General features: G+C 70.9%; 22 protein-coding genes. 9 read left to right on the top strand and 13 right to left on the bottom strand.

Annotation, left to right across the window (positions count from 1 at the left end; all coding sequences use genetic code 11):
* Positions 1 to 14: 14 nt before the first annotated feature.
* Genes RM788_RS17685 through RM788_RS17675 form a run of 3 tightly spaced genes read right to left on the bottom strand, consistent with a single transcriptional unit; the run spans position 15 to position 5,459 of the window.
* Positions 15 to 3,305 (bottom strand): GH92 family glycosyl hydrolase, encoded by a 3,291-nt coding sequence (locus RM788_RS17685; RefSeq protein ID WP_315932792.1) that lies wholly within the window; start codon positions 3,303 to 3,305, stop codon positions 15 to 17.
* 58 nt (positions 3,306 to 3,363) lie between these two features.
* Positions 3,364 to 4,344 carry a pyridoxal-phosphate dependent enzyme gene (locus tag RM788_RS17680; RefSeq protein WP_315932791.1) on the bottom strand — a complete coding sequence of 327 codons (981 nt, stop codon included), beginning with the start codon at positions 4,342 to 4,344 and terminating at the stop codon, positions 3,364 to 3,366.
* The gene (locus RM788_RS17675) at positions 4,341 to 5,459 is read right to left on the bottom strand and encodes a M20/M25/M40 family metallo-hydrolase (RefSeq protein ID WP_315932790.1); all 1,119 of its coding nucleotides are present in this window, start codon (positions 5,457 to 5,459) and stop codon (positions 4,341 to 4,343) included. Before RM788_RS17675 ends, RM788_RS17680 begins: the two co-directional genes overlap by 4 nt.
* 76 nt (positions 5,460 to 5,535) lie before the next feature.
* Between RM788_RS17675 and RM788_RS17670 the strand changes: the two genes are divergently transcribed.
* Positions 5,536 to 6,426, top strand: a complete 891-nt coding sequence (locus tag RM788_RS17670; RefSeq protein WP_315932789.1) for a LysR family transcriptional regulator — start codon at positions 5,536 to 5,538, stop codon at positions 6,424 to 6,426.
* Entirely contained in the window at positions 6,423 to 7,166 is a 744-nt protein-coding gene (locus tag RM788_RS17665) for an acyltransferase (protein WP_315932788.1), read from the top strand. Before RM788_RS17670 ends, RM788_RS17665 begins: the two co-directional genes overlap by 4 nt.
* Position 7,167: 1 nt before the next feature.
* Here the strand turns inward: RM788_RS17665 and RM788_RS17660 are convergent, their stop codons facing one another.
* The 5 genes from RM788_RS17660 to RM788_RS17640 all read right to left on the bottom strand — a co-directional run bounded on the left by RM788_RS17660 (position 7,168) and on the right by RM788_RS17640 (position 12,714).
* Positions 7,168 to 8,250: an ABC transporter ATP-binding protein gene (locus RM788_RS17660; RefSeq protein WP_315932787.1), complete on the bottom strand. Its 1,083-nt coding sequence runs from the start codon at positions 8,248 to 8,250 to the stop codon at positions 7,168 to 7,170.
* A gap of 6 nt (positions 8,251 to 8,256) precedes the next feature.
* Positions 8,257 to 9,987 carry an ABC transporter permease gene (locus RM788_RS17655; RefSeq protein ID WP_315932786.1) on the bottom strand — a complete coding sequence of 577 codons (1,731 nt, stop codon included), beginning with the start codon at positions 9,985 to 9,987 and terminating at the stop codon, positions 8,257 to 8,259.
* A gap of 13 nt (positions 9,988 to 10,000) precedes the next feature.
* Positions 10,001 to 11,032, bottom strand: coding sequence for an ABC transporter substrate-binding protein (locus tag RM788_RS17650; protein WP_315932785.1), 1,032 nt, complete (start codon positions 11,030 to 11,032; stop codon positions 10,001 to 10,003).
* A 129-nt stretch (positions 11,033 to 11,161) separates the two neighbouring features.
* The gene (locus RM788_RS17645) at positions 11,162 to 11,842 is read right to left on the bottom strand and encodes a response regulator (protein ID WP_315932784.1); all 681 of its coding nucleotides are present in this window, start codon (positions 11,840 to 11,842) and stop codon (positions 11,162 to 11,164) included.
* Positions 11,839 to 12,714: a sensor histidine kinase gene (locus RM788_RS17640; protein ID WP_315932783.1), complete on the bottom strand. Its 876-nt coding sequence runs from the start codon at positions 12,712 to 12,714 to the stop codon at positions 11,839 to 11,841. Before RM788_RS17640 ends, RM788_RS17645 begins: the two co-directional genes overlap by 4 nt.
* A 515-nt stretch (positions 12,715 to 13,229) precedes the next feature.
* On the opposite strand from RM788_RS17640, the gene RM788_RS17635 reads away from it, so the two are divergent.
* A complete protein-coding gene (locus RM788_RS17635) occupies positions 13,230 to 14,003 on the top strand; it encodes a GAF domain-containing protein (RefSeq protein WP_315932782.1) in 774 nt (257 codons plus the stop codon).
* Entirely contained in the window at positions 13,996 to 14,376 is a 381-nt protein-coding gene (locus RM788_RS17630) for a hypothetical protein (protein WP_315932781.1), read from the top strand. The genes RM788_RS17635 and RM788_RS17630 overlap by 8 nt, the downstream gene beginning before the upstream one ends.
* 5 nt (positions 14,377 to 14,381) lie before the next feature.
* Here RM788_RS17630 and RM788_RS17625 read toward each other — a convergent pair whose 3' ends face one another.
* From RM788_RS17625 to RM788_RS17615, 3 genes are read right to left on the bottom strand one after another with little or no spacing between them, the layout of a single operon-like run.
* Positions 14,382 to 15,632: a glycosyltransferase family 4 protein gene (locus RM788_RS17625; protein ID WP_315932780.1), complete on the bottom strand. Its 1,251-nt coding sequence runs from the start codon at positions 15,630 to 15,632 to the stop codon at positions 14,382 to 14,384.
* Positions 15,633 to 15,656: 24 nt separating this feature from the next.
* On the bottom strand, positions 15,657 to 17,117 hold the full coding sequence (locus tag RM788_RS17620) for a 1,4-alpha-glucan branching protein domain-containing protein (RefSeq protein WP_315932779.1): 1,461 nt from the start codon (positions 17,115 to 17,117) through the stop codon (positions 15,657 to 15,659).
* Complete coding sequence (locus RM788_RS17615) at positions 17,114 to 17,860, bottom strand: class I SAM-dependent methyltransferase (RefSeq protein WP_315932778.1); 747 nt, start codon at positions 17,858 to 17,860, stop codon at positions 17,114 to 17,116. The genes RM788_RS17620 and RM788_RS17615 overlap by 4 nt, the downstream gene beginning before the upstream one ends.
* Positions 17,861 to 18,196: 336 nt before the next feature.
* On the opposite strand from RM788_RS17615, the gene RM788_RS17610 reads away from it, so the two are divergent.
* Genes RM788_RS17610 through RM788_RS17600 form a run of 3 tightly spaced genes read left to right on the top strand, consistent with a single transcriptional unit; the run spans position 18,197 to position 20,300 of the window.
* Positions 18,197 to 19,204, top strand: coding sequence for a coiled-coil domain-containing protein (locus tag RM788_RS17610; RefSeq protein ID WP_315932777.1), 1,008 nt, complete (start codon positions 18,197 to 18,199; stop codon positions 19,202 to 19,204).
* Positions 19,205 to 19,221: 17 nt separating this feature from the next.
* Positions 19,222 to 19,806 (top strand): OmpA family protein, encoded by a 585-nt coding sequence (locus RM788_RS17605; protein ID WP_315932776.1) that lies wholly within the window; start codon positions 19,222 to 19,224, stop codon positions 19,804 to 19,806.
* Positions 19,807 to 19,814: 8 nt separating this feature from the next.
* Positions 19,815 to 20,300, top strand: coding sequence for a hypothetical protein (locus tag RM788_RS17600; RefSeq protein WP_315932775.1), 486 nt, complete (start codon positions 19,815 to 19,817; stop codon positions 20,298 to 20,300).
* Positions 20,301 to 20,947: 647 nt separating this feature from the next.
* On the opposite strand, the gene RM788_RS17595 is transcribed toward RM788_RS17600, so the two are convergent.
* Both RM788_RS17595 and RM788_RS17590 read right to left on the bottom strand, forming a co-directional pair.
* Positions 20,948 to 21,091 (bottom strand): hypothetical protein, encoded by a 144-nt coding sequence (locus RM788_RS17595; protein ID WP_315932774.1) that lies wholly within the window; start codon positions 21,089 to 21,091, stop codon positions 20,948 to 20,950.
* 59 nt (positions 21,092 to 21,150) lie between these two features.
* On the bottom strand, positions 21,151 to 21,993 hold the full coding sequence (locus tag RM788_RS17590; RefSeq protein ID WP_315932773.1) for a DegV family protein: 843 nt from the start codon (positions 21,991 to 21,993) through the stop codon (positions 21,151 to 21,153).
* Positions 21,994 to 22,269: 276 nt separating this feature from the next.
* Here RM788_RS17590 and RM788_RS17585 point away from each other — a divergent pair, with 276 nt between their 5' ends.
* Positions 22,270 to 23,052, top strand: coding sequence for an electron transfer flavoprotein subunit beta/FixA family protein (locus RM788_RS17585; RefSeq protein WP_315932772.1), 783 nt, complete (start codon positions 22,270 to 22,272; stop codon positions 23,050 to 23,052).
* A 14-nt stretch (positions 23,053 to 23,066) separates the two neighbouring features.
* Positions 23,067 to 24,026 (top strand): electron transfer flavoprotein subunit alpha/FixB family protein, encoded by a 960-nt coding sequence (locus RM788_RS17580; protein ID WP_315932771.1) that lies wholly within the window; start codon positions 23,067 to 23,069, stop codon positions 24,024 to 24,026.
* The last annotated feature ends 148 nt before the right edge of the window (positions 24,027 to 24,174 follow it).

Genomic DNA, 24,174 nt, shown 5'->3' with positions numbered 1-24,174 from the left:
CCCACCGGAGCCGCCTACGCGGTGGCGATGGCGAACACGTGCAGCCCCTCGTTGGTCGGCAGCTTCACGCTCCGGAGCACCTTGCCCTCGGGGGCGGTGAACGTCTTGGTGGCGAAGATGTTCGTCACCACCTCCTCGTTCCCGCCGCCGAGCAGGTTGCGGTACGGCGTCTTGGCCACGACCACGTTGCCGTACGACGGGTTCTGCCCGCCGCCGCCGAGGGTCCAGTCGCTGAACCCGAGGTCGACCGCGCCGGTCGTGCCGTCGGTGTAGGTCACCGTGGCCGCCGCGGTGCGGCCGCCGTCCGCCGCGGCGCCGATGAACGACAGCCTCGTGCCGGTCACGTCGACGCTCTGGCCGTTGGTGACCACGTTGTCCGCGCGGTCGTTCGGCGAGTCGGGCCAGGTGAACGTCAGGCCGTCCACCGTGCCGGTGCCGCCGGAGGTGAGGCCCGCCGCGGCCAGGGCCTGCCGCGAGTAGCTGTAGCCGCCGCCGTCGAAGTCGGCGACCTCGGAGCCCTCGTCGTCGGAGGCGCCGATGTTGTTCACCGCGGCCAGCATGCTGCCCGGCGGAGCCACCTTCACGGTCAGCGGCAGCACCACCGGCTCGGCGCCCCCCACGTCCACCGTGACGGTGGCGGAGTAGAAGCCCTGCGGCGCGTCGGGTGTGGTGCCGATGGTGAACTCCGCGCCGGTGTCGTCGATCGGCACGGTGCCGGTCGCCGGGGTGAAGACGAGCGCGGAGTCACCGGTGACGGTGTAGGTCACGGCGGGGTCGCCGTCGTAGAGCCGCTTCGCCTGCACGGCCGCGGTGACCGATCCGCCGGGCGCGAGGGTCGGGCTGGTCGGCGAGACGGTCAGGTGGAACGGCTGGTCGTGCTCGATCGGCTGCTCGCCGTCGCGGAACGACGGCGGCGCGTCGGCGGGGCTGGAGCCCCACGCGGTGTTCGCCGTCGTGCCGAGCACGTAGTCGAGCTTGCCGCCCTTGTCGACGAACGACGTCGGCAGCCACGGCTTGGTGGACGCCTTGCCGTTCACCTTGAGCGACTGCACGTAGGGCGCGTCGGCCGCGGCCTGCGGTGCGGTGATGGTGATGTCCCCGCCGTCGGGCCGATCGATCTTGATCTTCGGGAATAGCGGGCTGCCCAGCACCAGTTCGGCGCGCGAGGACACCTGCGGGTACATGCCCATCGCCGCGAACACGTACCAGGACGACATGGCGCCGAGGTCGTCGTTGCCGGGGATGCCGCCGGTCTTGTCGCCCCACATGGTGTTGAGCACCTGGCGGATCGTCTGCTGCGCCTTGTACGGCTGGCCCGTGTAGGAGTAGAGCCACGGCGAGTTGATCGACGGCTCGTTGTCCATCGCGGCCTTGTCGCCACCGGCGCCGCTGAGAGCCCAGCCGCCGTCGGCCTTGTGGAAGAAGTCGTCCAGCCGCTTGGTGAACCGGTCCCTGCCGCCCAGCGACTCGACCAGGCCCGCCACGTTGTGCGGCACCATCCAGCTGTACTGCGCGCTGGTGCCCTCGACGAAGCCGTTCTCGGTGGCGGGCACGAAGTCCTTGACCCAGGTGCCGTCGGCGTTGCGGTTGCGGATGTACCCGCCGGTGCTGTGCGCGACCGGGTCGAAGTTGTTCTGCCACCACTGCGAGCGCTCGGCGAACACCTTCGCGGTCGCCGGGTCCTTCACGTCCTTCGCCAGTTCCGACAGGGCGAAGTCCGCGGTGGACATCTCCAGCGTCTCGGCGGCGCCGCCCCAGGCGTTCGAGACCGACGGCATGTAGTGCAGCGCGAGGTACTTGTCCAGCGACGGGCGCTGGCCGACCGACATCACGGCCCAGCCGTCCTTGCTCAGGTCCTGCTCGGTCGGCACGGTCGCGGCCCGCACCAACGACTTCAGCGCGGCCTTGACGTCGAAGTCCCGGCCGCCGAACGCGTAGATGCCCGCGAGCGCGGGTGCGGACGGGTCGCCGTTCATCACGTGCGTGCCGCCGGAGTTGTGCGTCCAGCGGTCCCAGACGCCGCCGTTCTGGTCGGCCTGGTTCAGCAGCGACTGCGCGATGTCCGACCCGACGTCGGGTTCCAGCAGGGTGAGCAGCTGGAGTTGCGAGCGGTAGACGTCCCAGCCGGAGAAGGTGCCGTACTGGACGTCCTGCTTCCCGGACACCTTGTGCGGCTTGCCGTCCATGCCCCAGTACTCGCCGTTGACGTCGCTGAACACGTTGGGGTGCAGCAGCGCGTGGTAGAGCGCGGTGTAGAACGTGGTCCGCTGCTCAGGGGTGCCGCCGCCGATGTCGATCTTCTTCAGCTGCTTGGACCACGCCTTGACGGCGTTGTCGCGGGTCTTCTCGAACGTCGCCTTCGGCGGGTTCTCCTCCTTGAGGTTCGCCTTGGCGTTGTCCAGGCTCACGTAGGAGATGCCGACCTTGACGTTCGTGGTGTTGGCGGCGGCGGTGTCGAAGCCGATGTAGGCGCCCGACCCCTTGCCGACGACCGGCCACCCCGAGGTGCCGTAGGTCGTGGCGCCGGTCGAGGTCGTCGAACCCGGCGTGACGACGGTGTCCTGCCAGGTGCCCACTTCCTTGAACGGCTGGTCGAACTGGGCCACGAAGTGCAGCGTGTAGTAGCTGCGCCTGCCCTCCTGGTTGATGTAGCCGCAGAAGTTGCCGCTGGTGACCGAGCCGGTGACGGTGCGGGTCGCCGCGTCCACGGTCACGTCCGACGCGGTGCTGCCGGTCTCGGAGTTGGCCGTGCGGATCAGCATCGTGCCGGGCTTGTCGGCGGGGAAGGTGAACCGGCCGGAACCCGTGCGGGTCGTCGCGGTCAGCTCGGCGGTCGCGCCGGAGTCGAGGTCGACCTTGTAGGTGCCGGCCTTGGCGACCTCGTTGTCGTGCTTGAACGTGCTGGCGTAGACCGCGTCCGTGCCGTCGGCGGCCGGGGAGGTCGTCACGGTGCCGACGTGCGGGAAGAAGGGGATGTCGCCCGAGCCGCCCGCGCAGCCGGTGCCGGACATGTGGGTCAGGCTGAACCCGCGGACCTTGTTCACGTCGTAGTGGTAGCCGCCGGGCGCCGCGGTGCGGGTCGCGTTGCCCTTCGTCAGCTCGGGGCTCCAGGCCAGCATGCCGAACGGCGCGACCGCGCCGGGGTAGGTGTTGCCCAGGTTCGTCGAACCGATCAGGGGGTTGACGAGGGACGCGGGATCTTCGGCCTTGGCGTCGGGTTGGGCGAGCGCGGCCGGAGCCGAGCAGACGCCGAACACCAGCGCGGCTGCGGCCAAAACGGTGGTCAGGACACCTCTTCGCTGCATGGTGGCGGACCATACCCACCGTCACCGGCCAACTCCAGACGGTGAAGAATTCTTGTCGTCAAGCAGACAAGGCTTCCGCGTAGGCGTCGGGATCGGACGCTCCCTCCGTCGCCACGCAGAGCACCGAACGGCCCGGTTCGCCGTGCGCGCGCCACGCCGCGACCGTCGCCGCGCCGCAGTCCCCGATGGTCAGTCCACCGCGTGCCAGGTCGCGCATCGCCTGCGCCGCCTGGACATCCGTGACGGTGATCGTTCCGGACAGTCCGTGCAGCAGGGTCGGCCACGCCACCGCGGACGGTGACGCGCAGTCCATTCCGGCCATCGACGTGCCCGGTGTGTCCACCGCGGCCATCCGGCCTACGACGATCGACGCGGTCACGCACGCGGCGGTGGCCGGTTCGACCGCGATCACCGCCGTGCCGGGCCGTTCGTGCACGGCCCAGCGGACCGCCGCCGCGGCCAGCGACCCGACCCCGGTGGGCACCAGCACCACGTCGGTCGGCACGTCGATCTCGCGGAAGAGGGTCGAGTACCCGTCGATCACCCACTCCGGCGGCCCCTCGGTGGGCGTCAGCGCGGTGTCCGCCACGAGCGCCGACCCCGGACGGGCCGCGTCCTGCTCGGCCAGCGCGACGGCGGCGTTGTAGTCGCCGTCCACCCGCACCACGTCCGCGCCCTCGCCCGCGATCAGGTCGGCCCGGCCGGCGCTCGTGACGGCGGGCAGGTAGATCCGGCAGCCGAGCCCGCGCTGCGCCGCCACGCGGGCGACCGCGCGGCCGTGGTTGCCCGCGCTGGCCGCGACCAGCACGCGGGTCCTCGGCCGGGCGCGCACGGTCCGCTCGATCGCCCAGGACGCCCCGAGGATCTTGAACGCGGGCAGCCCGAACCGGTTGGACTCGTCCTTGACCAGCAGCCCGTCGACCGAGCGGACCGGGGACGGTCGGTAGCCGGGCATGTTCCGGTGGAACGCCTGCACCTCCGCGCCCGCGGGCGGGGGCACGGCCTCGGGCCGGTGGTGCGGGTTGGCGGTGTACGTCATCGGCAGAAGCCCTTCGCGGTGGCGACGAGCGCGCGGGCGCACTCGACCGTCCCCTCGAGCCCGACCCATTCGACCTCGGCGTGCGCGCCGTCGCCGGGAGGTCCGAAGAGGACGGTCGGGATGCCCGCCGCGGAGATGAAGGCCGAGTCCGCCCAGTAGGACGCGCCCGCCAGTTCGGCGGGCCTGCCGAGCGCCCCGGTGACCGCGGCCACGACCTCGCCGACGAACGCGTGGTCGTCGTCGGTCTCGAACGGCTCCCGCGCCAGCGTCGTGCGGCTCGTCGCCCGCACGTCGCAGGACGCCAGCAGGTCGGCCACGTCGCGCTCCACGTCCGCCACCGCCTCACCGGGCAGCGTCCGGCGTTCGATCGTCAGCACGCACAGGTCGGGCACGGTCGACTCCTCCCGTCCGCCGGTGATCAGCGACGCGTGCAGTGTGCCCGGTCCGAGCCGGGGGTGCTCGCTGCCGCGCAGCCTCTCGTTGAGCCGCTCCAGCGCCACCAGCACCGGCCCGGTCTTGAGGATCGCGTCCTCGCCGAGGTGCGGCCGCGACCCGTGCGCGGCCTTGCCGACCACCCGGATCTCCGTCCACACGAACCCCTTGTGCGAGGTCACGACGGTCAGTTCGGTCGGCTCGCACACGATCGCCGCGTCGGCGGTGACGTGCCGCAGCACCTCCTGGACGCCGGTGCTGGAGTGCTCCTCGTCGGCCACCGCGGCCACGACGACCTCGCCGCCGATGCCCGCGCGGTCGGCCTCGCGGCACGCGATCAGCGCCGCCGCCAGCCCGGCCTTCATGTCGTACGCCCCGCGCGCGTACATCCGGTCGCCGTCGACCCGCGCCACGAGCGGGTCGGTCATGCCGCCCACGCCGACCGTGTCCAGGTGCCCGCACAGCAGCAGCGTGCGGCCGTCACCGGTCCGGTTCGACCGCACGACGACGCTGGGCCGTCCCGGCGTCTCCTCCACGACCTCCACCAGCAGGCCTGCCTCCAGCGCCCAGCCCGCGACGAACGCCGCGATCTCCACCTCGCCCGCCGCGCCCGCCACCAGCGACGGGTTCACCGAGTCGATCTCCACCAGCCGGGTCAGCAGGTCCACCACGTCTCGCTCCATGCCCTCGATCCTGTGGGGCACCACCGGGTAAGCACAAGCAATGGCTCCTTCACCTCCGGTAAGCGATGCTTATCCGGTGGATCCCCGACTGCTCGCCACCCTGGAGGCGGTCGTGCGCACGGGCTCGTTCGCCGCCGCCGCCGTGGAACTGGGCTACAGCTCGCCCGCCGTGTCCCAGCAGATCGCCGACCTCGAACGCCGGGTCGGCCTGCGGGTGCTCGAACGCCGCCCGGTCCGCCCGACCCAGGCCGGGCAGGTGCTGCTGGCCGCCGAGCTGCGGCTGCGCGCCGTGCTGGCCACCGCGTCCGCCGAGCTGGACGCCGTGCGCGACGGCAGCACCGGCCACGTCCGGCTCGGCGCGTTCGCCTCGGCCGCCGCCCACCTCGTGCCCGGCGCGCTGGCCAGGCTCGACGGCGTCGGGATCGTGCTGCGCCAGGTCGAGACCGACGCGGCCCACGTGGCGCTGGCCCGCGGCGAACTCGACCTGGCGGTGACCTTCGACTACGACCTGGATCCCGTCCCGCTGCCCGCGGGCCTGCGCCGCCTGCGGATCACCCGCGAACCCGTGCTCGCGGTGCTGGCCGCCACGCACCCGCTCGCTGCACAGGAGGTCGTCGACCTCGCCGACCTGGCGGGCGACACCTGGGTCGCCACCCCGCAGTCCTGCCTGCGCCTGGACCTGGTCCGCGAGCTGGCGGCCGTCCGCCCCGACCTGCGCTTCGAGGGCGACGACTTCCACACCGTCATCGGCCTCGTCGAGGCGGGCCTCTGCGTCGCCCTGCTGCCCCGGCTGTCCATCCGGAACTCGGCGGCGGCGGTCGTCGCCCGACCGCTGGCGGGCACCCCGCTCACCCGCGACGTCTACGCGACCCGCCTCGACACCCGCCACACCCCGCAGGTCGTCCTCACCCTCGAACGCCTGCTCGCGGAGCAGGCCGACCTCATCGACTACGGTCACCTGCTGTGACCAGCATGTGGGGCTCGCCCCTGGCCGCGAAGTGGACCCGCTCCCGCCGCGACCCCGAGCAGGCCAGATTCCTGACCCTGGCGTCGTTGCGCTGGATGCTCCGTCACCGCGCCTACACGCCGTGGTACCTGGTGCGCTACTGGCGGCTGCTCAAGTTCCGGATCGCCAATCCGCACATCGTGCTGCGCGGCATGGTCTTCCTCGGCAAGAAGGTCGACATCCACTGCCGCCCCGGCTACGGGCGGCTGGAGATCGGCCGCTGGGTCCACATCGGCGACGGCAACGCCATCCGCTGCCACGAGGGCTCGCTGCGCATCGGCGACAAGGCCGTCTTCGGCAAGGACAACACCGTCAACTGCTACCTCGACGTCGAGATCGGTGCCGCCACCCTCGTGGCCGACTGGGTCTACATCTGCGACTTCGACCACGTCACCACGGACATCACCGTCCCCATCAAGGACCAGGGGATCGTGAAGTCCCCGGTCCGCATCGGCCCCGACACCTGGCTGGGCACCAAGGTCACCGTCACCCGCGGTACCCGCATCGGCCGCGGCTGCGTCGTCGGCGCCCACGCCGTGGTCCGCGGCGAGGTGCCGGACTACAAGATCGCGGTGGGGATCCCGGCACGGGTGGTGCGCGACCGCCGCGAGGACTACGAGGCGGGCGCGGTCGAGCGCGCGGCCGTCCAGGACATGGCCCGCAAGGCGGCCGAGGCGTTGGAGAAGGCCCGCAACGCCTGACTCACCCCCGCGGCAGCAGGTACGCGCGGGAGGCGTCGACCTCCAACCCCACCTTCGTCCCCTCCACCAGCAGCCGGTCCACGTCGGGGTCGGCGACCGTCGCCAGCACCGTCCCCTCGTCCGTCTCCACCTCGTAGTCCACCCCCGCCCCCAGGTACACGGCGCTCCGCACGACCCCGCAGCCCTCCTCGGACACGGGCGTGACCGACACCGACTCGGGCCGGATCATCAACACCGCCCCGCGCCCGGTGTCCGGGTGCGCGGCGACGTCCAGCTCCCGCCCGAACACCCGCACCCGTGCCCGCCCGTCCCGCACCACCGCGTCCGGCACCGGCAGGAACGTCGCCCTCCCGATGAAGTTCCCCACGAACACCGACGCCGGCCGCGTGTACACCTCCGCGGGCGTGGCCACCTGCTCCACCCGCCCCGCGTTCATCACCACGACCCGGTCCGACAGGCTCATCGCCTCCGACTGGTCGTGCGTCACGTACAGGCTCGTGATCCCCATCCGCCGTTGCAGCAGCCGGATCTCCCGCCGCATCTGCTCCCGGAACTTCGCGTCCAGGTTCGACAGCGGCTCGTCGAACAGCAGCACCGACGGCTGCACCACCATCGCCCGCGCGAGCGCCACCCGCTGCTGCTGCCCGCCGGAGAGCTGGTGCGGGAACCGGTCCCCGAGCCCGGTCAGGTTCATGCTGGTCAAGGCGATCTCGACGGCTTCGGCCAGGCGCGCGCGCCGGGAGCGGTCGATCCGCAACCCGTACGCGACGTTGTCGAACACCGACAGGTGCGGGAACAGCGCGTAGCTCTGGAACACCATCGCCATCGGCCGCTTGTTCGGCGGCAGCCGCAGCATGTCCACCCCGTCGACGGCGATGGCCCCCGACGTCGGCGTCTCGAAGCCCGCGATCATCCGCAGGGTCGTGGTCTTGCCGCACCCGGACGGGCCGAGCAGGGTCAGGAACTCGCCCGCCTCCACGTCCAAGCCGACGCCGTCGACGGCCGGACGGGCGGCGGGATCGGTGTTCTCGTACCGCTTCACGAGGTCGGTGAGCACGACGCGGCCCACGTGGTGATCGGCCATGGTCGACTACTCCTTCTCGGCGCCGACGAGCACGGGCGCGGTGGGGGCGATGACGGCGAGCGTGCGGACCGGGCGCACGGCCCGGCCGCGGACGGCCACCCGGACCAGCCCGATCAGGACCAGCACGATCGCCATCAGCACGCAGCAGTAGGCGAACGCGTTGCCGAAGCGGCCCGCGTCGACCTCGGCGAGGATCTGCGCGGCCATGATCTTGGTGTCCGGGGTCGTGAGGAACACGATCGGCGACAGGGTGGTCATCGAGCGGGCGATCGCGAACGTCAGCCCGGCCAGCAGCGCGGGTCTGATCAGCGGCAGCGTGATCCGCCGGAACGTGGTCGAGTCGTCCGCGCCGAGGCTCGCCGACGCCTCGTCGATCGACGGGTGGATCTGGTGCAGCGACCCGACTCCGGCCCGCACGGCGGCGGGCATGCCGCGGATCAGCAGCACGACCACGATCCCGACCGAGCCGCCGAGCACCGCCGCGCCGCCGACGAGCGAGGGGATCACGGTCACGCCCGCGACCAGGTTCTCCGAGCGGAACGCCAGCACGAACCCGATCCCGAGCACGGTGCCCGGCACGGCGATCCCCAGCATCGCGACGAAGTCGAGCAGCGGTCCGACGCGCGGCAGCTTCCGCACGACGAGGTAGGCGATCAGCACCCCGAGCAGCCCGGCCAGCGGGGCGGCGACCACGGCCATCACGGTGGTGTCGACCATCGCCTCCGACCCGATGCCGAACAGCACGAAGTCGAAGTGCGCCAACGTGAACGCGTTGTTCACGCCGGGCACGGCGGTGAACGCGCCGTAGACGATCGTGGCGTAGACGAGCACGATCAGCAGGGCCACGAAGACCGCCGCGGCGTAGGCGGTCATCGCCACCGGCCCCCGGTGGACCTGCGGCCTTCCGGTCGGCTTCCCGGTGACGCTGAAGACCTTCCGCCGGTCGATCCAGTAGCGCTGGAGCAGGAACACCAGCACGGCGGGGACCATCAGCGACAGCGAGAACACCGCGCCGGACGCCACGTCGTACTCGCCGGTGATCGCGAGGTAGGCCCGCGACGACAGCACGGTGAAGTCGCCGCCGAGCACCAGCGGGTTGGCCAGGTCGGCGATGGCCTCCACGAACAGCAGCAGGAACCCGCTCGCCAGCCCCGGCAGCAGCATCGGCAGCGTCACGGTGAGGAACACCTTGGCGCGCCCGGCGCCCAGGCTGGTCGCGGCCTCGTCCAGCGACGGGTCGAGCCGCCGCATCATGCCGACCAGGGTCAGGTACACGACGGGGAAGAACGACAGCGCCAGCGCGATCGTCAGCCCGTCCAGGCCGTAGATGTCGTACGGCACACCGAAAACGCCCTGGCTGATCACGCCGTTGCGGCCGAACAGCACCACCAGCGCGGTGGCCAGCGCGAACGGCGGGCTCACCACCGGCACGATGGCGATCGCGTGCAGGACCCGCTTGAACGGCACGTCCAACCGGGTCTGCACGAACGCGAACAGGAACGCGAGCGCCGTGCCGACGGCCGCGACGCACAGCCCGAGCACGACCGTGTTGACGACGACGCCCCGGTTGACCGACGAGCCGACCAGGGCCCGCACCGCGTCCAGCCCCTCGGGCGAGAACGCGGTGAGCAGCACCTGCGACACGGGGAACAGCAGGCCGACACCGAGCACGGCGGTGACGACGACGAGCGAGAGCGCGAGCGCCGGCTTGGAGCGGACGCGGTGGAGCAGCTGCATGTCCTGCTCCGTCCTAGTTGGCGGGGGCCGTGGCGACGCCGGCCTCGAACTTCTCGATCAGGCCCTTCTTGGCCTTGCCCGCGGCGGCGACGTCGTACTCGACGAGCCGCACCGCGATCGGGTCGAACGCCTGCGGCGCGGGCGTCGCGTCGGGCGAGGTCGGGCGCTGGTAGGACTTCACCGTCGGGCCGATCTCCTGCGCCGCGGCGCTGGCCGCGTAGTCCACGTAGGCCTTGGCGGCGTCGAGGTTCCGGGCGTGGGCGAGGATCCCGACCGCGCCGACCTCGTACCCCGTGCCCTCCTTGGGGTAGGTGACGACCAAGGACGTCGACCCCTCCTCCTGGTACTTCACGCAGTCGTGCGAGAACACGACGCCGGTCGCGACCTCGCCGCGCCCGGCCATCTGCCCCGGCGCGCTGCCGCTCTTGCTGTACTGGAGCACCGACTTGCCGAGCTCCTGGAAGTAAGCGAGCCCGGCCGCCTCACCGCCCTTGATGCCGACGACGGTGTACAGCGCGGTGTAGGCGGTGCCCGACGTGGCCGGGTGCGCGATGGCGACCTGCTTCGCGAACCCCGGCGCCAGCAGGTCGTTCCACGACGTCGGCGCCTCCAGCCCGGCCTTGGCGAGCACGTCGCGGTTGGAGCAGAAGCCGAGCGCGCCGATGTACACGCCGGTCCAGTAGCCGGACGGGTCGCGGTACCCCGCCGGGATCTTGCCGGTGGCGGAGGAGGTGTAGGGCTGGAGCAGCCCCTGGTCCTTCGCGGCCTCGTAGCCGTCGGCCGGTCCGCCGTGCCACACGTCGAACTCGGGGTTGTCCTTCGACGCGCCGAACCGCGCGACGGCCTCGCCGCTGGAGAGCCGGACGTAGTCGGCGGGGATGCCGGTCTTCGCGGTGAACCCGGCGGTCATCTTCTGGCACCAGTCCTCGGCCGCGCCGCACGCGACGACGACCTCCTTGCGGCCGCCGGACGCCTCGGGGGCGCGTTGGGAGCAGGCTGTCGTGGTGAGCGCTAAGGCCGCGAGCACGGCCATCGTCTTGCGCATGGGACTCTCCCCTGGTCGAGATCACCGCCCCGGACGGCGTTGTCGGGGCTGATCAGAACGGTAGGGACGGCGGGCGGCCCGTGGCGTCACCGCGAGGTGATGGTTGGTAATGCCGGGATTACCAGGGCGTCAGGCCTTGAGCCGGTACCCGGCCCCGCGGACCGTCTCGACGTAACGGGGGTGCGCGGTGTCGTCGTGCAGGCGCTGCCGCAACCGGTAGATCGCGGCCTTCACCATTTCCCGCCCGCCCAGCCAGTCGTCGGCGTCCCACACCTCGGCGAGCAGCTTCCGCCACGACACGACCTCGCCGGGCCGCGCCGCGAGCGCCGTCAGCAGCCGCCACTCCCGGTCGGCCAGCGGCACCTCCCGGCCCGCCGCCACGACGACCCGCGCGACCGGGTCGACCACCAGGTCGCCCACCCGCAGCCGACCGGTCGTGCGCGGCACCGCCCGGCGCAGCAGCGCGTTCACCCGCAGCGCCAGCACCCGCGGCTTGAACGGCTTCACGACGTAGTCGTCCGCCCCCGCCTCCAGGCCCTCGATGACCTCGCTGTCGTCGGACCGCGCCGTCAGCATGAGCACCGGCAGCGACCCCGCGGCCCGGATCTCCCGGCACAGCGACAGCCCGTCCAGACCGGGCAGCCCGACGTCCAGCACCGCCACGTCGACCCCGCCCGCCGCCCACACCTCGCGCGCCAGCAGGCCGTCGTGCACGATCCGGACCCGGAGCCCCTCCGACTCCAGGATGAACCCGACGAGGTCCGCCATCTGCGGCTCGTCCTCGGCGAGCAGGGCCAGCGGACCGGTCATGGGTTCCTCCCGTGCGGTAGCCGCAGCATGATGGTGGTGCCGCGGCGCGGCGTCGTGTCGACCAGCAGCCTGCCGCCGTGCAGCAGCGCGATCTGCCGGGTCAGCACCAGCCCCAGCCCCGTCCCGTCGGCCAGCGGCGCCCCGGAGGCGAACGGCCGGAACAGCTTCTCCCGCGCCTCCGGCGTCATGCCCGCCCCGTCGTCGGTGACGCTGATGACCGCGGAGTCGTCGTTGGCGATCACCCGCACCACCACCATCCCGCCGTTCGCGGTGAACCTCATGGCGTTGGTGCTCAGGTTGACGATCGCGCGGGCGATCAGCCGCTCGTCCGCGGTGACCACGGGCGGCAGCCGCGGCAGGTCCACGGTGATCCGCTGGTCCCGCTGCTCGGCCAGCGGCCGCAACCCGCGCACCGCGTCCGCGACCACCCGGTTCAGGTCCACCCGCGCCGGCCGCGCGACGGGCATCCCGGCCTCGATCCGCGCCTGCACCAGCAGGTCCTCGGCGATCGCGATGGTCTGGTCGGTCTGGTCGGAGATCGTCGTGAGGAACCGCCGCTGCCGCTCGTTGACCTCACCGGGTGTGCCCTGGAGCAGCAGGTCGGCGGCGACCTTCACCATCGCCAGCGGCGTGCGCACGTCGTGGCTCACCGCCGCCACCAGGTCGGCGCGCGCCGCGGCCGTGCGCCGGGCCTCGGCCAACTCGGCGGCCAGCGCGGCGGACCGCCAGCCGGCCGCCCGGACGGCCAGCGCGGCCACCCCCGCCGGCAGCACGACCGCGCCCGCCGCCCAGAACGGCCCGAGCGGACCCGCGAGCAGGGGACCGGGCAGCGCGGCGCACGCCACCGCCACCACCCACACCCACCTGGTCACCGGGCAATCATGGACAACGCGGGCACGGCCGGACCACGTTTCCGGCAGAAGTGCATCCCCCGAAGCGGAATTCCACCGCCTCAGACGAACATGTTCCCCGTCGCGATCTTCGGCCGCCCGAGCACCACCGGGGCACCCACCTTCGCCGACCGGTACACCTCGGCGGTGCCGGCGGCGATCTTCATTCGAAAACCGAAGATGACTCGAAGAAATCCGTAACACTTGAGTCTCCTCGACGATGTCGAAGCGTGACTCCGATCGGAAGAGTGACCGCCTTGCGCGATCAGGTGAAAGTGTGAAGTGTTTTTCCGCAATAGTGCGGAAAGGTGTCGAATTCTTTCCGCAATTCTCGGAGCGGTGGTCCGAAATCTATATTTGTTAGCCCGTTCGGCGGTATTTCGCTCACAGGGTGCGTGGATAGCTTTCGTCCACCCTTCGTGTACTTGTGGGCAGCCATGTCTACGGGTATGCGAAGTTCCGCAGGTTGGGCGAGCCGTAGAAGGTAATGCGAATTCGTGAAAACCAAGTTCAGTGCGGCAATGCAGTTCGGTGTGCCGGTCGCGTTGCCGATCATGATCACCGTGAGTTCCGCATTCGCCGGTGCGACGGTGGCGCCCGTCAAGGTCTACTGGTGGTTGGGGGCGATCGCCTGCACCGCCTCGATGGCGCTGTTGAACACCCTCAAGGAGGTTCGCTCCCGCAAGGCGTCCCTGGAGGGGAAAGCCGCGCGGGAGAAGGTGCGGATGACACTGGCGGAGGCGAGCCAACCGTTGGTCAGCGCGCTCGCCCAGGTATCCGTCGCGGTCGACGCCGAGAGCAAACGACGTGCGCTGGACACGCTGGTCAACCGTGCTGTGGCCACCGCGCGCGCCCAGTGCGGCATGGGGCGGAAGGAGACCTACCGCAGCGTGTTCTACCGGCTGTCCGAGGACCGGCTGGAACGCCAGGCGTTCGAAGGCAGGGAAGACGACCCGCTGCCCCGCCTGGTCTTCCGGATGGAGGACGGGGACTACGCGCGCTACGTCATCAAGTTGGCGCAGGGCGAAGAGTCGCTGTGGGTTGAAGATCTGCACGAAGCGCCGGATTTCATCGATGCGAAAAAGCGCAATTTCCGTTCGCTCATCTCGGTGCCGGTCAACGCGAACGGCCGCCGGTTCGGTTTGCTCGGCATCGATTCACCCGAACCCGGCACACTGCGGAACGTTGACACGCGCTTTATGATCCTAATAGCCGGAGTACTGGCCGCGGGGCTGGCTCAGCTCCCAACGGAAGGAAGCCTCGGTGAGTGATGGAGTTGTGAAAACCGAGAAGTCCGCAGTTCGCGGCGTGCACTTCGCGCCGCTGCGATCCCGTGAGGAGCAGGACCTCCACTCCGGCAACATCAACATCGAGCAGTACCTCGAGCGCGCCCAGAAGGTCGCGGACTCGGGCGTGTACCGGAGCATGCTGGACAAGATCGAGGACCAGCGGTTGGACCGGGTCGCGAAGTTCATCCGGGTCCTGTCGTTATCGGGCGGGTTCCTCCTGGCCGCCGCCTACCTGGGCGCGGGCGTGTTCATCTCGAAGGCTTACTCCGACACGCCGGTCGCCTACCTCAGCGCGGTGACCGGGGCCGCGGTCGGCACCCTCTCGATCCTGTTCGCGGTGTTCCGGAAGCGCTGATCACCTCAGACGAACATGTTCCCCGTCGCGATCTTCGGCCGCCCGAGCACCACCGGGGCGCCCACCTTCGCCGACCGGTACACCTCGACGGTGCCGGCGGCGATCTTCGTCCAGTCGAAGTCCGTCGCCAGCCGCGCCTTGGCCGCCTTCGCCCGCCGTGCCGCCGCGGGCCGGTCCGACAGCACCGAGCGGACGGCCGCGCCGAGTCCGTCCACGTCGCCCGGTGTGAACGACAGTCCCGTGTCGCCGTCGCGGACGACCTCGCCGAGCCCACCCGCGGTCGACGCGACCAGCGGCGTCCCGGCCGCCGCGGCCTCCAGCGCCACGATCCCGAACGGCTCGTACTTGCTCGGCAGCACGACGGCGTCGGCCGCCGCCAGCACGGCCGTCAGCTCCCGGTCCGACAGGTGCCCCACGAAGTCCACCGCGCGCCGCACCTTGTGCTTGCGCGCCTGCTCGACGAGCCAGGTGGCGTGGCTGCCCTCGCCCGCGACGACGAGCCGGGTGCCGCGGTGGGCGCGGCGGACGCGGGGGAGCGCGGCGAGCAGGTCCTGCACGCCCTTCTCCCACTCCAGCCGCCCGAAGAACAGCAGCAGCGGGTGGCCGTCCGGGCTGTACTTCCGCCGAGCCTCGGCCACGTCGCCGGGCCGGACGCGCCAGCGGCGGGGCTCGATCCCGTTGTGCAGCACGGTGGTCCCGGCCGGGTCGACGTCGAACAGGTGCGCGACCTCGGTGCGCATCGCGGCCGAGCAGGTGATCAGCGAGTCGGCCCTGTTGGCCAGCCACCACTCCACCGAGTGCACCTGCTGGTTCAGCGTCTGCGACAGCCAGCCGCTGTGCCGACCGGCCTCGGTGGCGTGCACGGTCGCGACCAGCGGTACCGCCGCGGCCTCGGCGAGCGCGATGGCGGGGTGCGAGACGAGCCAGTCGTGCGCGTGCACGACGTCGGGCTTCCAGTCGCGCAGCAGCGCCAGGCCCGCGCGGGTCATCGCGTGGCCCATGGCGAGCGTCCACGCCACCAGGTCGCGTTCGAACACCAGGTGCGCGGGGTCCTCGGCGACCCGGATCAGCCGCACGCCCTCGGACACCACGTCGCTGGTGGGGTGCGTGACCGCGTCGCTGCCCGACGGCTGGCGGCACAGCACCACGACCTCGTGGCCCTGCGCGGCGAGCTGGGTGGCGACGGCGTGCACGTGTCTGCCGAGCCCGCCCACCACGACCGGTGGGTACTCCCAGGACAACATCAGCACGCGCATGGCGCATCCTCGCATCCCGCCCACCTAGGCCAACCCCCTGGCGTCCAAGTGCCCGAACGGACCGTCGACCAGCCGCAACTCCGCCGCCCGGTCCCCGTTCCCGCGCCGGGACACCAGTTCGCGGAACCGCTCCGCGTGCGCCTTCGCCCGGTAGCGGGCGTAGTCGGCCGCCGAGTCCTTCGTGACCATGAACGCCCAGTCGCTCGACAGCGACAGCAGCGCCTCGCGGACGGCCTGGTCGAGCACCGGGTCGCGGGTGGTGCCGCGGAAGTCCAGCGCCAGCAGTTCGCGCTGCACCTCGGCGTTGCCGTGCACGACGTCCGCGACCTGCGGCCCGGCCCAGGTGCCCCAGTCCTTGCCCGCCCCCCACGACGACGCGGGCAGCTCCACCGGACCGCCGAGGTGACCGGCTTCCAGCGCCCCGCGCAGCGTCGTCACGTGCACGCCCGCCTCCGGCAGCGCGCGCAGCACGGCCTCCAGCCACGCCGGACCCTCGTGCCACCAGTGCCCGTACAGCTCGGTGTCGTAGGCGGCCACCACGAGACCGGGCCGCCCCTTCTGCTCGCGCAGGTCCCGCAGCCGCCGCACGACCGCGTCGACGAAGTCCACCGCGTGCCGCCGGACGGCCTCCGCCGCGAACGCGGGCTCGTACGGCGCCTTGTCCTCCGGGGCGACCTCCACGCCGGTCACCCGCGACGGCTTGAGGCCGGTGGGGTGGTCGTAGGTGTGGAAGTCGCGGTACGCCGGGTCGCCGGGGTAGCCGACGCTGGGCGACCACACCCGGTAGGACACCTCCAGGTCGCGCCCGAAGCACACGACGTCCGAGTCGCCGACGGTCCGCGCGGCCGAGGTGTCGCCGCCCAGCGCGGGGCCGTCGACCATGAACCGCCGCACGCCCGCTGCCGCGTAGCCGTTCTCCATGCCGGGCGCGTAACCGCACTCCGGCGCCCAGATGCCCTCCGGCGCGGAGCCGAGCCGCAGCGCGGTGTCCGCCAGCCCGGTGCGCAGGGTGAACGCGCGCAGCCGCGGGTCGAGCAGCGGTTGGAACGGGTGCGTGGCCGGTCCGCCGAGCAGTTCGACGGTGCCCGAGTCGACCAGGGGCCGCAGCACCGGGGAGAACCCGTGCCGCCACCTGGTCTCGAACGTCGAGAGCGCGCGCTCGGACTGCCGGTGCTCGTAGGCGCTCAGCCCGGCCAGCCGCCGCCCGGCGTACTGGGCGCGCAGCTGCCAGTTGCCCAGCCAGTCGTGTACCCCGCGCAGGCTGTACGGGTCGTCGAGCTGCGCGGCCAGCACCGGCGTGACGCCGAGCGTCAGCACGTCGCGGCGGCCCTCGGCGGCGAACCGCTCCAGCAGGTCCACCACCGGCAGGTACGAGTGCGCCCACGCCTGGTAGAGCCACTCCTCGCCGACCGGCCACCCGCCCTGGTGCGCGAGCCACGGCAGGTGGCTGTGCAGGACCAGGCAGAACGTGCCCTCCGACGTCATGTCCGGACCGCCACCGCGACGAGGTCGAGGCTGGTGTCCAGGTCGTCGGGGGTGATGGCGAAGTCGTCGCTGCGCACCGAGGTCACGGCGGTCAGCAGCTCCGTCGACCACTCGCCGCCGGACAGCACGACGTCCACCTGCGCGTCGATGATCGACCCGCCGAGCGCCGCGTCCAGCTCCAGCAGTCGCGCCCCGTGCCGCAGCCCCGCCAGCACCTCCACCTCGAGCCCGTCGACGGTGAGCAGCCCGCGCAGCTCGTCGGGCGCCAGTTCCCTGGTGTGGAACGGGTTGTGCGGCTTGTCCAGCCCCGGCGAGAACGTCAGCCGGTTCGGCGTGGTCATCAGCAGCCTGCCGCCGGGCCGCAGCACCCGCACGCACTCCGCGACGAACTGCTCCTGGTCCCACAGGTGCTCGATCACCTGGAGGTTCGCCACCACGTCCACGCTCGCGGTGCGCAGCGGCAGCGCCGCGAGGTTGCCGCGCACCACGGCCAGCTCGGGGTAGGCGGCGCCGACGTGCGCGGCCGTGAACGCGTCGTAGTCCAGCGCGATCACCCGCGCCGCCCGCTCCGCGATCAACCGGGCGCCGTAGCCCTCGCCGCAGCCCGCTTCCAGCACCACGGCGTCCGCGCAGTACCGGAGCAGGTCCAGGTAGGCGGCCTCGTGCCTGCGGAACCAGTAGTTCTCGACGTCGATTCCCGGCACGGTCCGCTCGCCGGTGAGGGGCAGGGGGGCTGGCGTCACCCGGTCAGGGTAGTGGCTCGTTACCGGTCGGTAGCGAGGCGGGCTGTCGTGACCGGGCGTATTGGGCATTAACTCGAATGTGTTCCGCATTTCGTGCGATAGCCGCCCTGTTTGTTGCCCGCTGATGGCGGAGTGGTCCGGTGTCCGACCGCGAAATAGACACAATCGGGTGACTCGTAAAAACCGGGTTTTGATCTTTTGAACCGGTGTTTCCGCTGTTGAACGGGTACATGAGAGCGATTCGGCACTTTTTAACCCGAATCGAACAGGCTGGTTGCTGTCGGACCCATCGGTACTCTCGGCCAATCTTCAACAAGGCGGGGTAGGTGGTCAGCCATGGGTGCAAAAGAGCAGGAAGTTGTTCCGCTGCACGCGGGTTTCGACGTCGTGTACCGGGGATTCCACCGACGTCAGGTGATCGAGCACATCGACAACCTGGACGACCAGCTGCGCTACACCAGCCTCGACCGCGCTGAGGCGATGTCCCAGGCTGCCGACTTGCGCAAGCTGCTGGAGATGACCCGGCAGGACCTCGAGGACGCGCGGTCGCGGGTGGAGCGGCTGGAGATGTCGCCGTCCACCACAGCGGGCGCGACCGAGCGCCTGCACCGGATGCTGCTGCTGGCCGAGGACGAGTCGGCGGAGCTGCGGATCAGGGCGGACCGCGAGGTCACGTCGCTGCGGCAGCGCACCGAGGTCGAGCTGGCCGAGCAGCGCGAGCAGGCCGAGCGCGAGATCGCGCAGCTGCGCGCGGAGGTGGAACGGGAGGTCGCGCGGACGCGCGCGGAGGTGGAGGAGCAGGGCGGGCTCGCCCGTGAGGCCGCCGCCCGTCGCACCGCCCAGCTGGACCAGCGCGAGGTGGAGCTGGAGCACCGCGCCGCCGAGATGGAGGCGGAGCACTCGCGCAGGCTGGCCGAGGCCAAGGCGGAGTGCGCGGCCGCGATGGAGCAGGCCCAGTTCGACGCCGACCTCCTGCTGGAGGAGACGGCGGAGCAGTGCAACAGGCTCGAAGCGGAGTCCGAGGAACGCCGGGTGGCGGCGCAGGAGTCCTTCGACCAGGACCTCGCCAGGCGCCGCACCGAGACGGACCAGCGCATCGCCGAGCAGGAGGCGCTCGCCAAGTCCAAGAGCGAGTTCGTCGTCAAGGTCGCCAGCCGCGAAGCGCAGCGCCGCATCGGGGAGATCCGGCAGCACTCCGCCGAACTGGTCGAACTGCGGCGGACGGTGGCCACGCAGCTCATCGCGGCCCGTTCCGCGCTCGAAGCGGCGGCCGACCGGGTGCCGGGGCTCATCCCGGAGCAGGTGTCCAGCAGCGAGAACGGCGCGATCGCCTTGCGCGCCTAGGGTCGGGGAGTGCGTTCATGATCGGGAAACGGCGCCTGCTGCCGTTGGCGCTGGCCGCGGTCGTCGTGCCCGGTGCCATCACGGCTCTCGCGTTCACCGTGTACGGCGAGGAGCTGACCGAGGCGCTGCCGTTCTCGTCGGCGCCGCCCGCGCCGCTTGGTGCCCCGGTGCCCCAGCCGCAGGCGGTGCCGGTCGTGATCGACGTGCCGCTACCGCCCTTGTTGCTGCCCCCACCCCCGCCCACGCCGGATGTCGTGCAGCGCAACGTGAGCACGCTGTTCCTCGCCAAGGGCGTCAAGGGCATCACGTTCGCGCCCGGCAGCTCGGACTTCGTCGGCCCCGGCTACGAGGTCCAGTCCGGCGTGGGTGAACTGCTGCACCGCACCGGCGGCGCGGCGATCACCCTCGTGTCGCACGCGTGGAACGGCGAGACGGCGTCGCACCGCTGCGACGTCCTCGCGATGGAACGGGCGGCGCTGGTCCGCGAGTTCCTGGTCAGCCGCGGAGTGCCGGTGGACTCCATCAGGACCAAGGTCATCGTCGATCCGGTGTGGGGGCCGCCCTCCGACGGCGGCCCGGCCGTCGACGTCCAGGTGAGTTGAGGACGGTCATGGCAGGTGCGGTCGCGTTCGTGTTCGGGATGTGCGCTTTGTCGTTCGCCGCGGGGTGCGTGGTGACCGCTGTGATGTTGCGGCGGGAGGAGGGGGTCGTTTCGGATGTCGCCCCGGATGTGGTGCCGGTTGTGGGGCTGGTTGCTGCGGAAGTGCCGGTGGAGGTGTTGAGGTGGCCGCCGGAGGATTTTGTGGAGCGGCCGATTCATCGGAATCCGGTGGTGGGGTTCGTGGGGGTGGATTTCGACGGGCCGTTGGCGGAGGTGATCGAGCTGGTGCCGGTGGGTAGGGGGTCGGTGCCGGTGGGGGTGGTGGGGCCGGAGTTGGTTTTCGAGGCTGTGGAGTTGCCGGATTTTGAGGTTGGGGAGGTGGCGGTGGGGGTTTCCGCGAGGGTGAGCTTGCCGCGGCAGGGTGGGGGGAATGAGGAGTTTCGGCGGAGGTATTTGAAGAGGTTCGAGGCGGCCCGGCGTCGGGCTAGTCATTGAGGGGTGGCTTTGGGGTGGGGCTCGGTTGTAGCGCGTTGTTTCGCGCCTTGGTGGGGCCTGGTGTCCGGGGTGTTGGTCTTCTGCCCTTGTGGAGTCCGGTTCGGTGTTCGCACTCTGGCGGAGCCTGGTCCTGGCCGTTGTCCTTCCGCTTTTTGAGGAGTCCGGCAGCCGGCGTGTGGTCCCTCCACCTCGTGGAGCTCGGCCTGTTGTTCGAACCTCGGCAGGGCCGGCTCTGGTGTGTTGTCGCTCCAGCACCTGTGAAGCCCGGCTCCCGTGCGCGCGATTGTCTCAATGCCACGCCCTCGTTTGTCAAGGCAGGAAAGATGCCTTGACAAACGAGGGCGTGGCAGGAGGGCGCTGTGTATCGGGGGCAGGGGGAGGTCTGGCTTCGCCCGCGTCGGCTGTGCCGGTTTAGGGCACCTCGCTGCGCGTCGGCCAGGGCACCTCGCTGCGCGTCGGTAGGGCGGCGGGCGCTCCGCGCCGGATGCGAGGGGGCGGCTGCGCCGAAGCGGGGTGGTGGGTGCTTTGCGCTGGATGTGGGTGGCTGGCTGCGCTGATGGGTGTTGGGTGCCCGGCTGTTTTCCGCTTCGGGGGCCAAGTACCTCGCTTCGTGTTGGCGAGGTACTTGGCGGGGGTCTGTGTGGTGGTTAGCGCTTGCGGAACTTGCGGAGCATTTGCTGTGCCTGGGCGCGCTTCTGCGGGTCCTTGGCCATTTGCTTGGCGCGCTCGGTCATCTGGCGGCCCTGGGGGCTGCGGATGTAGGCGGCGATCTTGCTGAACAGCGAGGCCATGAGCCCTCCATGTGGATCGGCTTTGTCCTGTTTGTTCCCATTTTAGCTGGTGGGCAAACCTAGACGGGGGAGATGCTGACGCCGATTGCGCCGGGGCCTACGTGGGCGCCGATGGCTGAGCTGACCTGGGTCAGCATGTACTTGCGGGCGCCGGGGACTTTTTTGCGCAGGCGGCGCAGGACTTCGTGGGCGCGGTCTTCGGCGGCGAAGTGTTCGACGGCTACGTCGACCCGGTCTTCGCCCGCCCTCTTCGCGGCGATGTCGACCATGCGGCGCAGTGCGCGGTCGGTGCCGATGACCTTCTCCAACGGCTTGATCTGGCCTTCGGACATGGTGAGGAGGGGTTTCATCGAGACCGCTGTGCCGAGCATGGCGACGGCGGGGCTGATGCGGCCGCCGCGTTTGAGGTGTTCGAGGGTGTCGACGTAGATGAGTTCGGTGCCCCTGCGGAAGCTGTGCATGGCGGCGCCGATGACCTTCCTGGCGTCGCCGCCGCGGGCTGCGGCGTCGGCGGCGGCGAGGACGGCGTAGCCGAGGCTCATGCCGCAGGTGCCGGTGTCGACGACGTGGACCGGGATCCGCACCTGCTTCGCGGCGTTGCAGGCGGTGTCGACGGTGCCGGAAAGCCTTGAGGAGACATGGATCGAGACCACGGCCTCGGCGCCTGCGGCACCCGCGTCGGCGTAGGCCCAGTAGAAGGCGCCGGGATCTGGGGGCACGGTGGTGACGGAGAGGGTGCCGCGCATGGCGTTCACCAGAGTGGGGACCGGTACGCGGGACTCGTCGTTCAGCTTGTCGCCGATGCGGACCTGGATCTGTGCGACGGTGATGCCGAGCTCGTCGGTCAGCGCGGAAGGCAGGCACGCGGTGGAGTCGGTCACTATCGCGACGCGCCGGTACATGTAATCGGACCCTAGCCGTACCGGTGCAGACGAGTGCGGCGTCTGGCTCTTAACCGATTCAGTCCGCAGTTCGGAGGAGGGTGAGTACCGTCACGCTTGCTTGGTGCTTGCAGGCGTTTGCACGACGGCTACCGGTGGGTAACATGAGGGTGGTCGACACCACCATGCCAATGCGGCGAGGACATGGCAGGGTCGCGCTTAATCCGGCGGCCAGCGCGGCTCCCAGCAGTCGCCTAGTCACGTCGCCGCCCGTCCGCAGGAGGTCGAAGAGGACCTATGAACATTGTCGTCCTGGTCAAGCAGGTGCCTGACACCTGGTCCGAGCGCAAGCTCACCGATGCCGACCACACCCTTGACCGCGAATCCGCGGACGCGGTGCTCGACGAGATCAACGAACGTGCCGTCGAAGAGGCGCTGCTGCTCAAGGAAGCCCACGGCGGTGAGGTCACCGTGATCGCCATGGGTCCCGCGCGCGCCACGGACGCGATCCGCAAGGCGCTCTCCATGGGCGCCGACAAGGCGGTGCACGTCTCGGACGACTCCCTGCACGGCTCGGACGTCTTCGCCACCGCCAAGGTGCTCGCGAAGGCGATCGGCACCGTCGAGGGCTTCGACCTCGTCATCGCGGGCAACGAGGCGACCGACGGCCGCATGGGCGCCGTTCCGGCGATCCTCGCGGAGTACCTCGGTCTGCCGCAGGTCACGCAGCTGCGCAAGCTCACCGTCGAGGGTTCCACCATCAAGGGCGAGCGCGAGACCGAGGAAGGTGTCGCGCACCTGGAGGCGACCCTGCCCGCGGTCGTCAGCGTCACCGAGAAGATCAACGAGCCGCGGTACCCGTCCTTCAAGGGCATCATGGCCGCGAAGAAGAAGCCCGTGTCCACCCTGACCGTCGCCGACCTCGGTGTCGACGCGGGCGAGGTCGGTCTGAACGGCGCGTGGTCCGGTGTGCTCGAAGCATCGCCCAAGCCGCCGCGCAGCTCGGGTCAGCGCATCGATGACGAGGGTGTCGGCGGTTCGAAGATCGCCGAGTACCTCGTCGGCCAGAAGCTCATCTGAAGGCGGGGAATCACATGTCTGAGGTACTAGTCCTCGTCGACCACGTCGACGGCGACGTCAAGAAGGTCACCTATGAGCTGCTGTCCGCCGCGCGCCGTCTCGGCGAGCCGTCCGCGGTGGTGGTCGCCGCGCCCGGCACCGCGGCGAAGGTGAGGGAGTCGCTGGGTCGTTACGGCGCCGCGAAGGTCTACGCGGTCGAGTCGGACGACGCGGTGAACTACCTCGTCACTCCGAAGGTCGACGCGCTCGCCGCGATCGCGGGCACGGCGTCGCCCGCCGCGATCCTGGTGTCCGCCACGGTCGAGGGCAAGGAGGTCGCGGGCAGGCTCGCCGCGCGCCTCGGCTCCGGTCTGCTGGTCGACGTCGTCGACATCGACGAGGACGGCACCGGCACGCAGTCGATCTTCGGTGGCGCGTTCGTCGTCAAGTCGAAGGTCTCCACCGGCGTCCCGGTCATCACGGTCCGCCCCGGTGGCGTCGAGGCGTCCGAGTCGGAGGGCGCGGCGGTCGAGGAGACCGTCGAGCTGCCCGCCGCGGACACCGCGAAGTCCACCAGGGTCACCGGCCGCGAGCAGATCGTGGGCGGCGACCGTCCCGAGCTGACCGAGGCCTCGGTCGTCGTCTCCGGCGGTCGCGGTGTCGGCAGCGCGGACAGCTTCGAGGTCGTCGAGAAGCTCGCCGACAGCCTGGGCGCCGCGGTCGGCGCCTCGCGCGCCGCCGTCGACTCCGGTTACTACCCGCACCAGTTCCAGGTCGGGCAGACCGGCAAGACGGTGTCCCCGCAGCTGTACATCGCGCTCGGCATCTCCGGCGCGATCCAGCACCGCGCGGGCATGCAGACCTCGAAGACGATCATCGCGGTGAACAAGGACAACGAGGCGCCGATCTTCGAGATCGCCGACTTCGGCGTCGTCGGCGACCTCTTCAACGTCGCCCCGCAGCTCACCGAGGAAGTCTCCAAGCGCAAGGGCTAGACCCCACAGCACCACCCGAAGGGCCGGCCCACACGGACCGGCCCTTCCCCCTGCGCGAGTCGAACCCCCAGACACCCCGTGTCGAACGCTCAGGCACCTCGTGTCGAACCGCCAGGCACCTCGTGTCGAACCCCCAGACACCTCGTGT

Origin of the sequence: Umezawaea sp. Da 62-37, from assembly GCF_032460545.1 — a bacterium.
Taxonomy (GTDB): domain Bacteria; phylum Actinomycetota; class Actinomycetes; order Mycobacteriales; family Pseudonocardiaceae; genus Umezawaea.
This window is presented reverse-complemented; position numbering and strand designations above follow the sequence as displayed.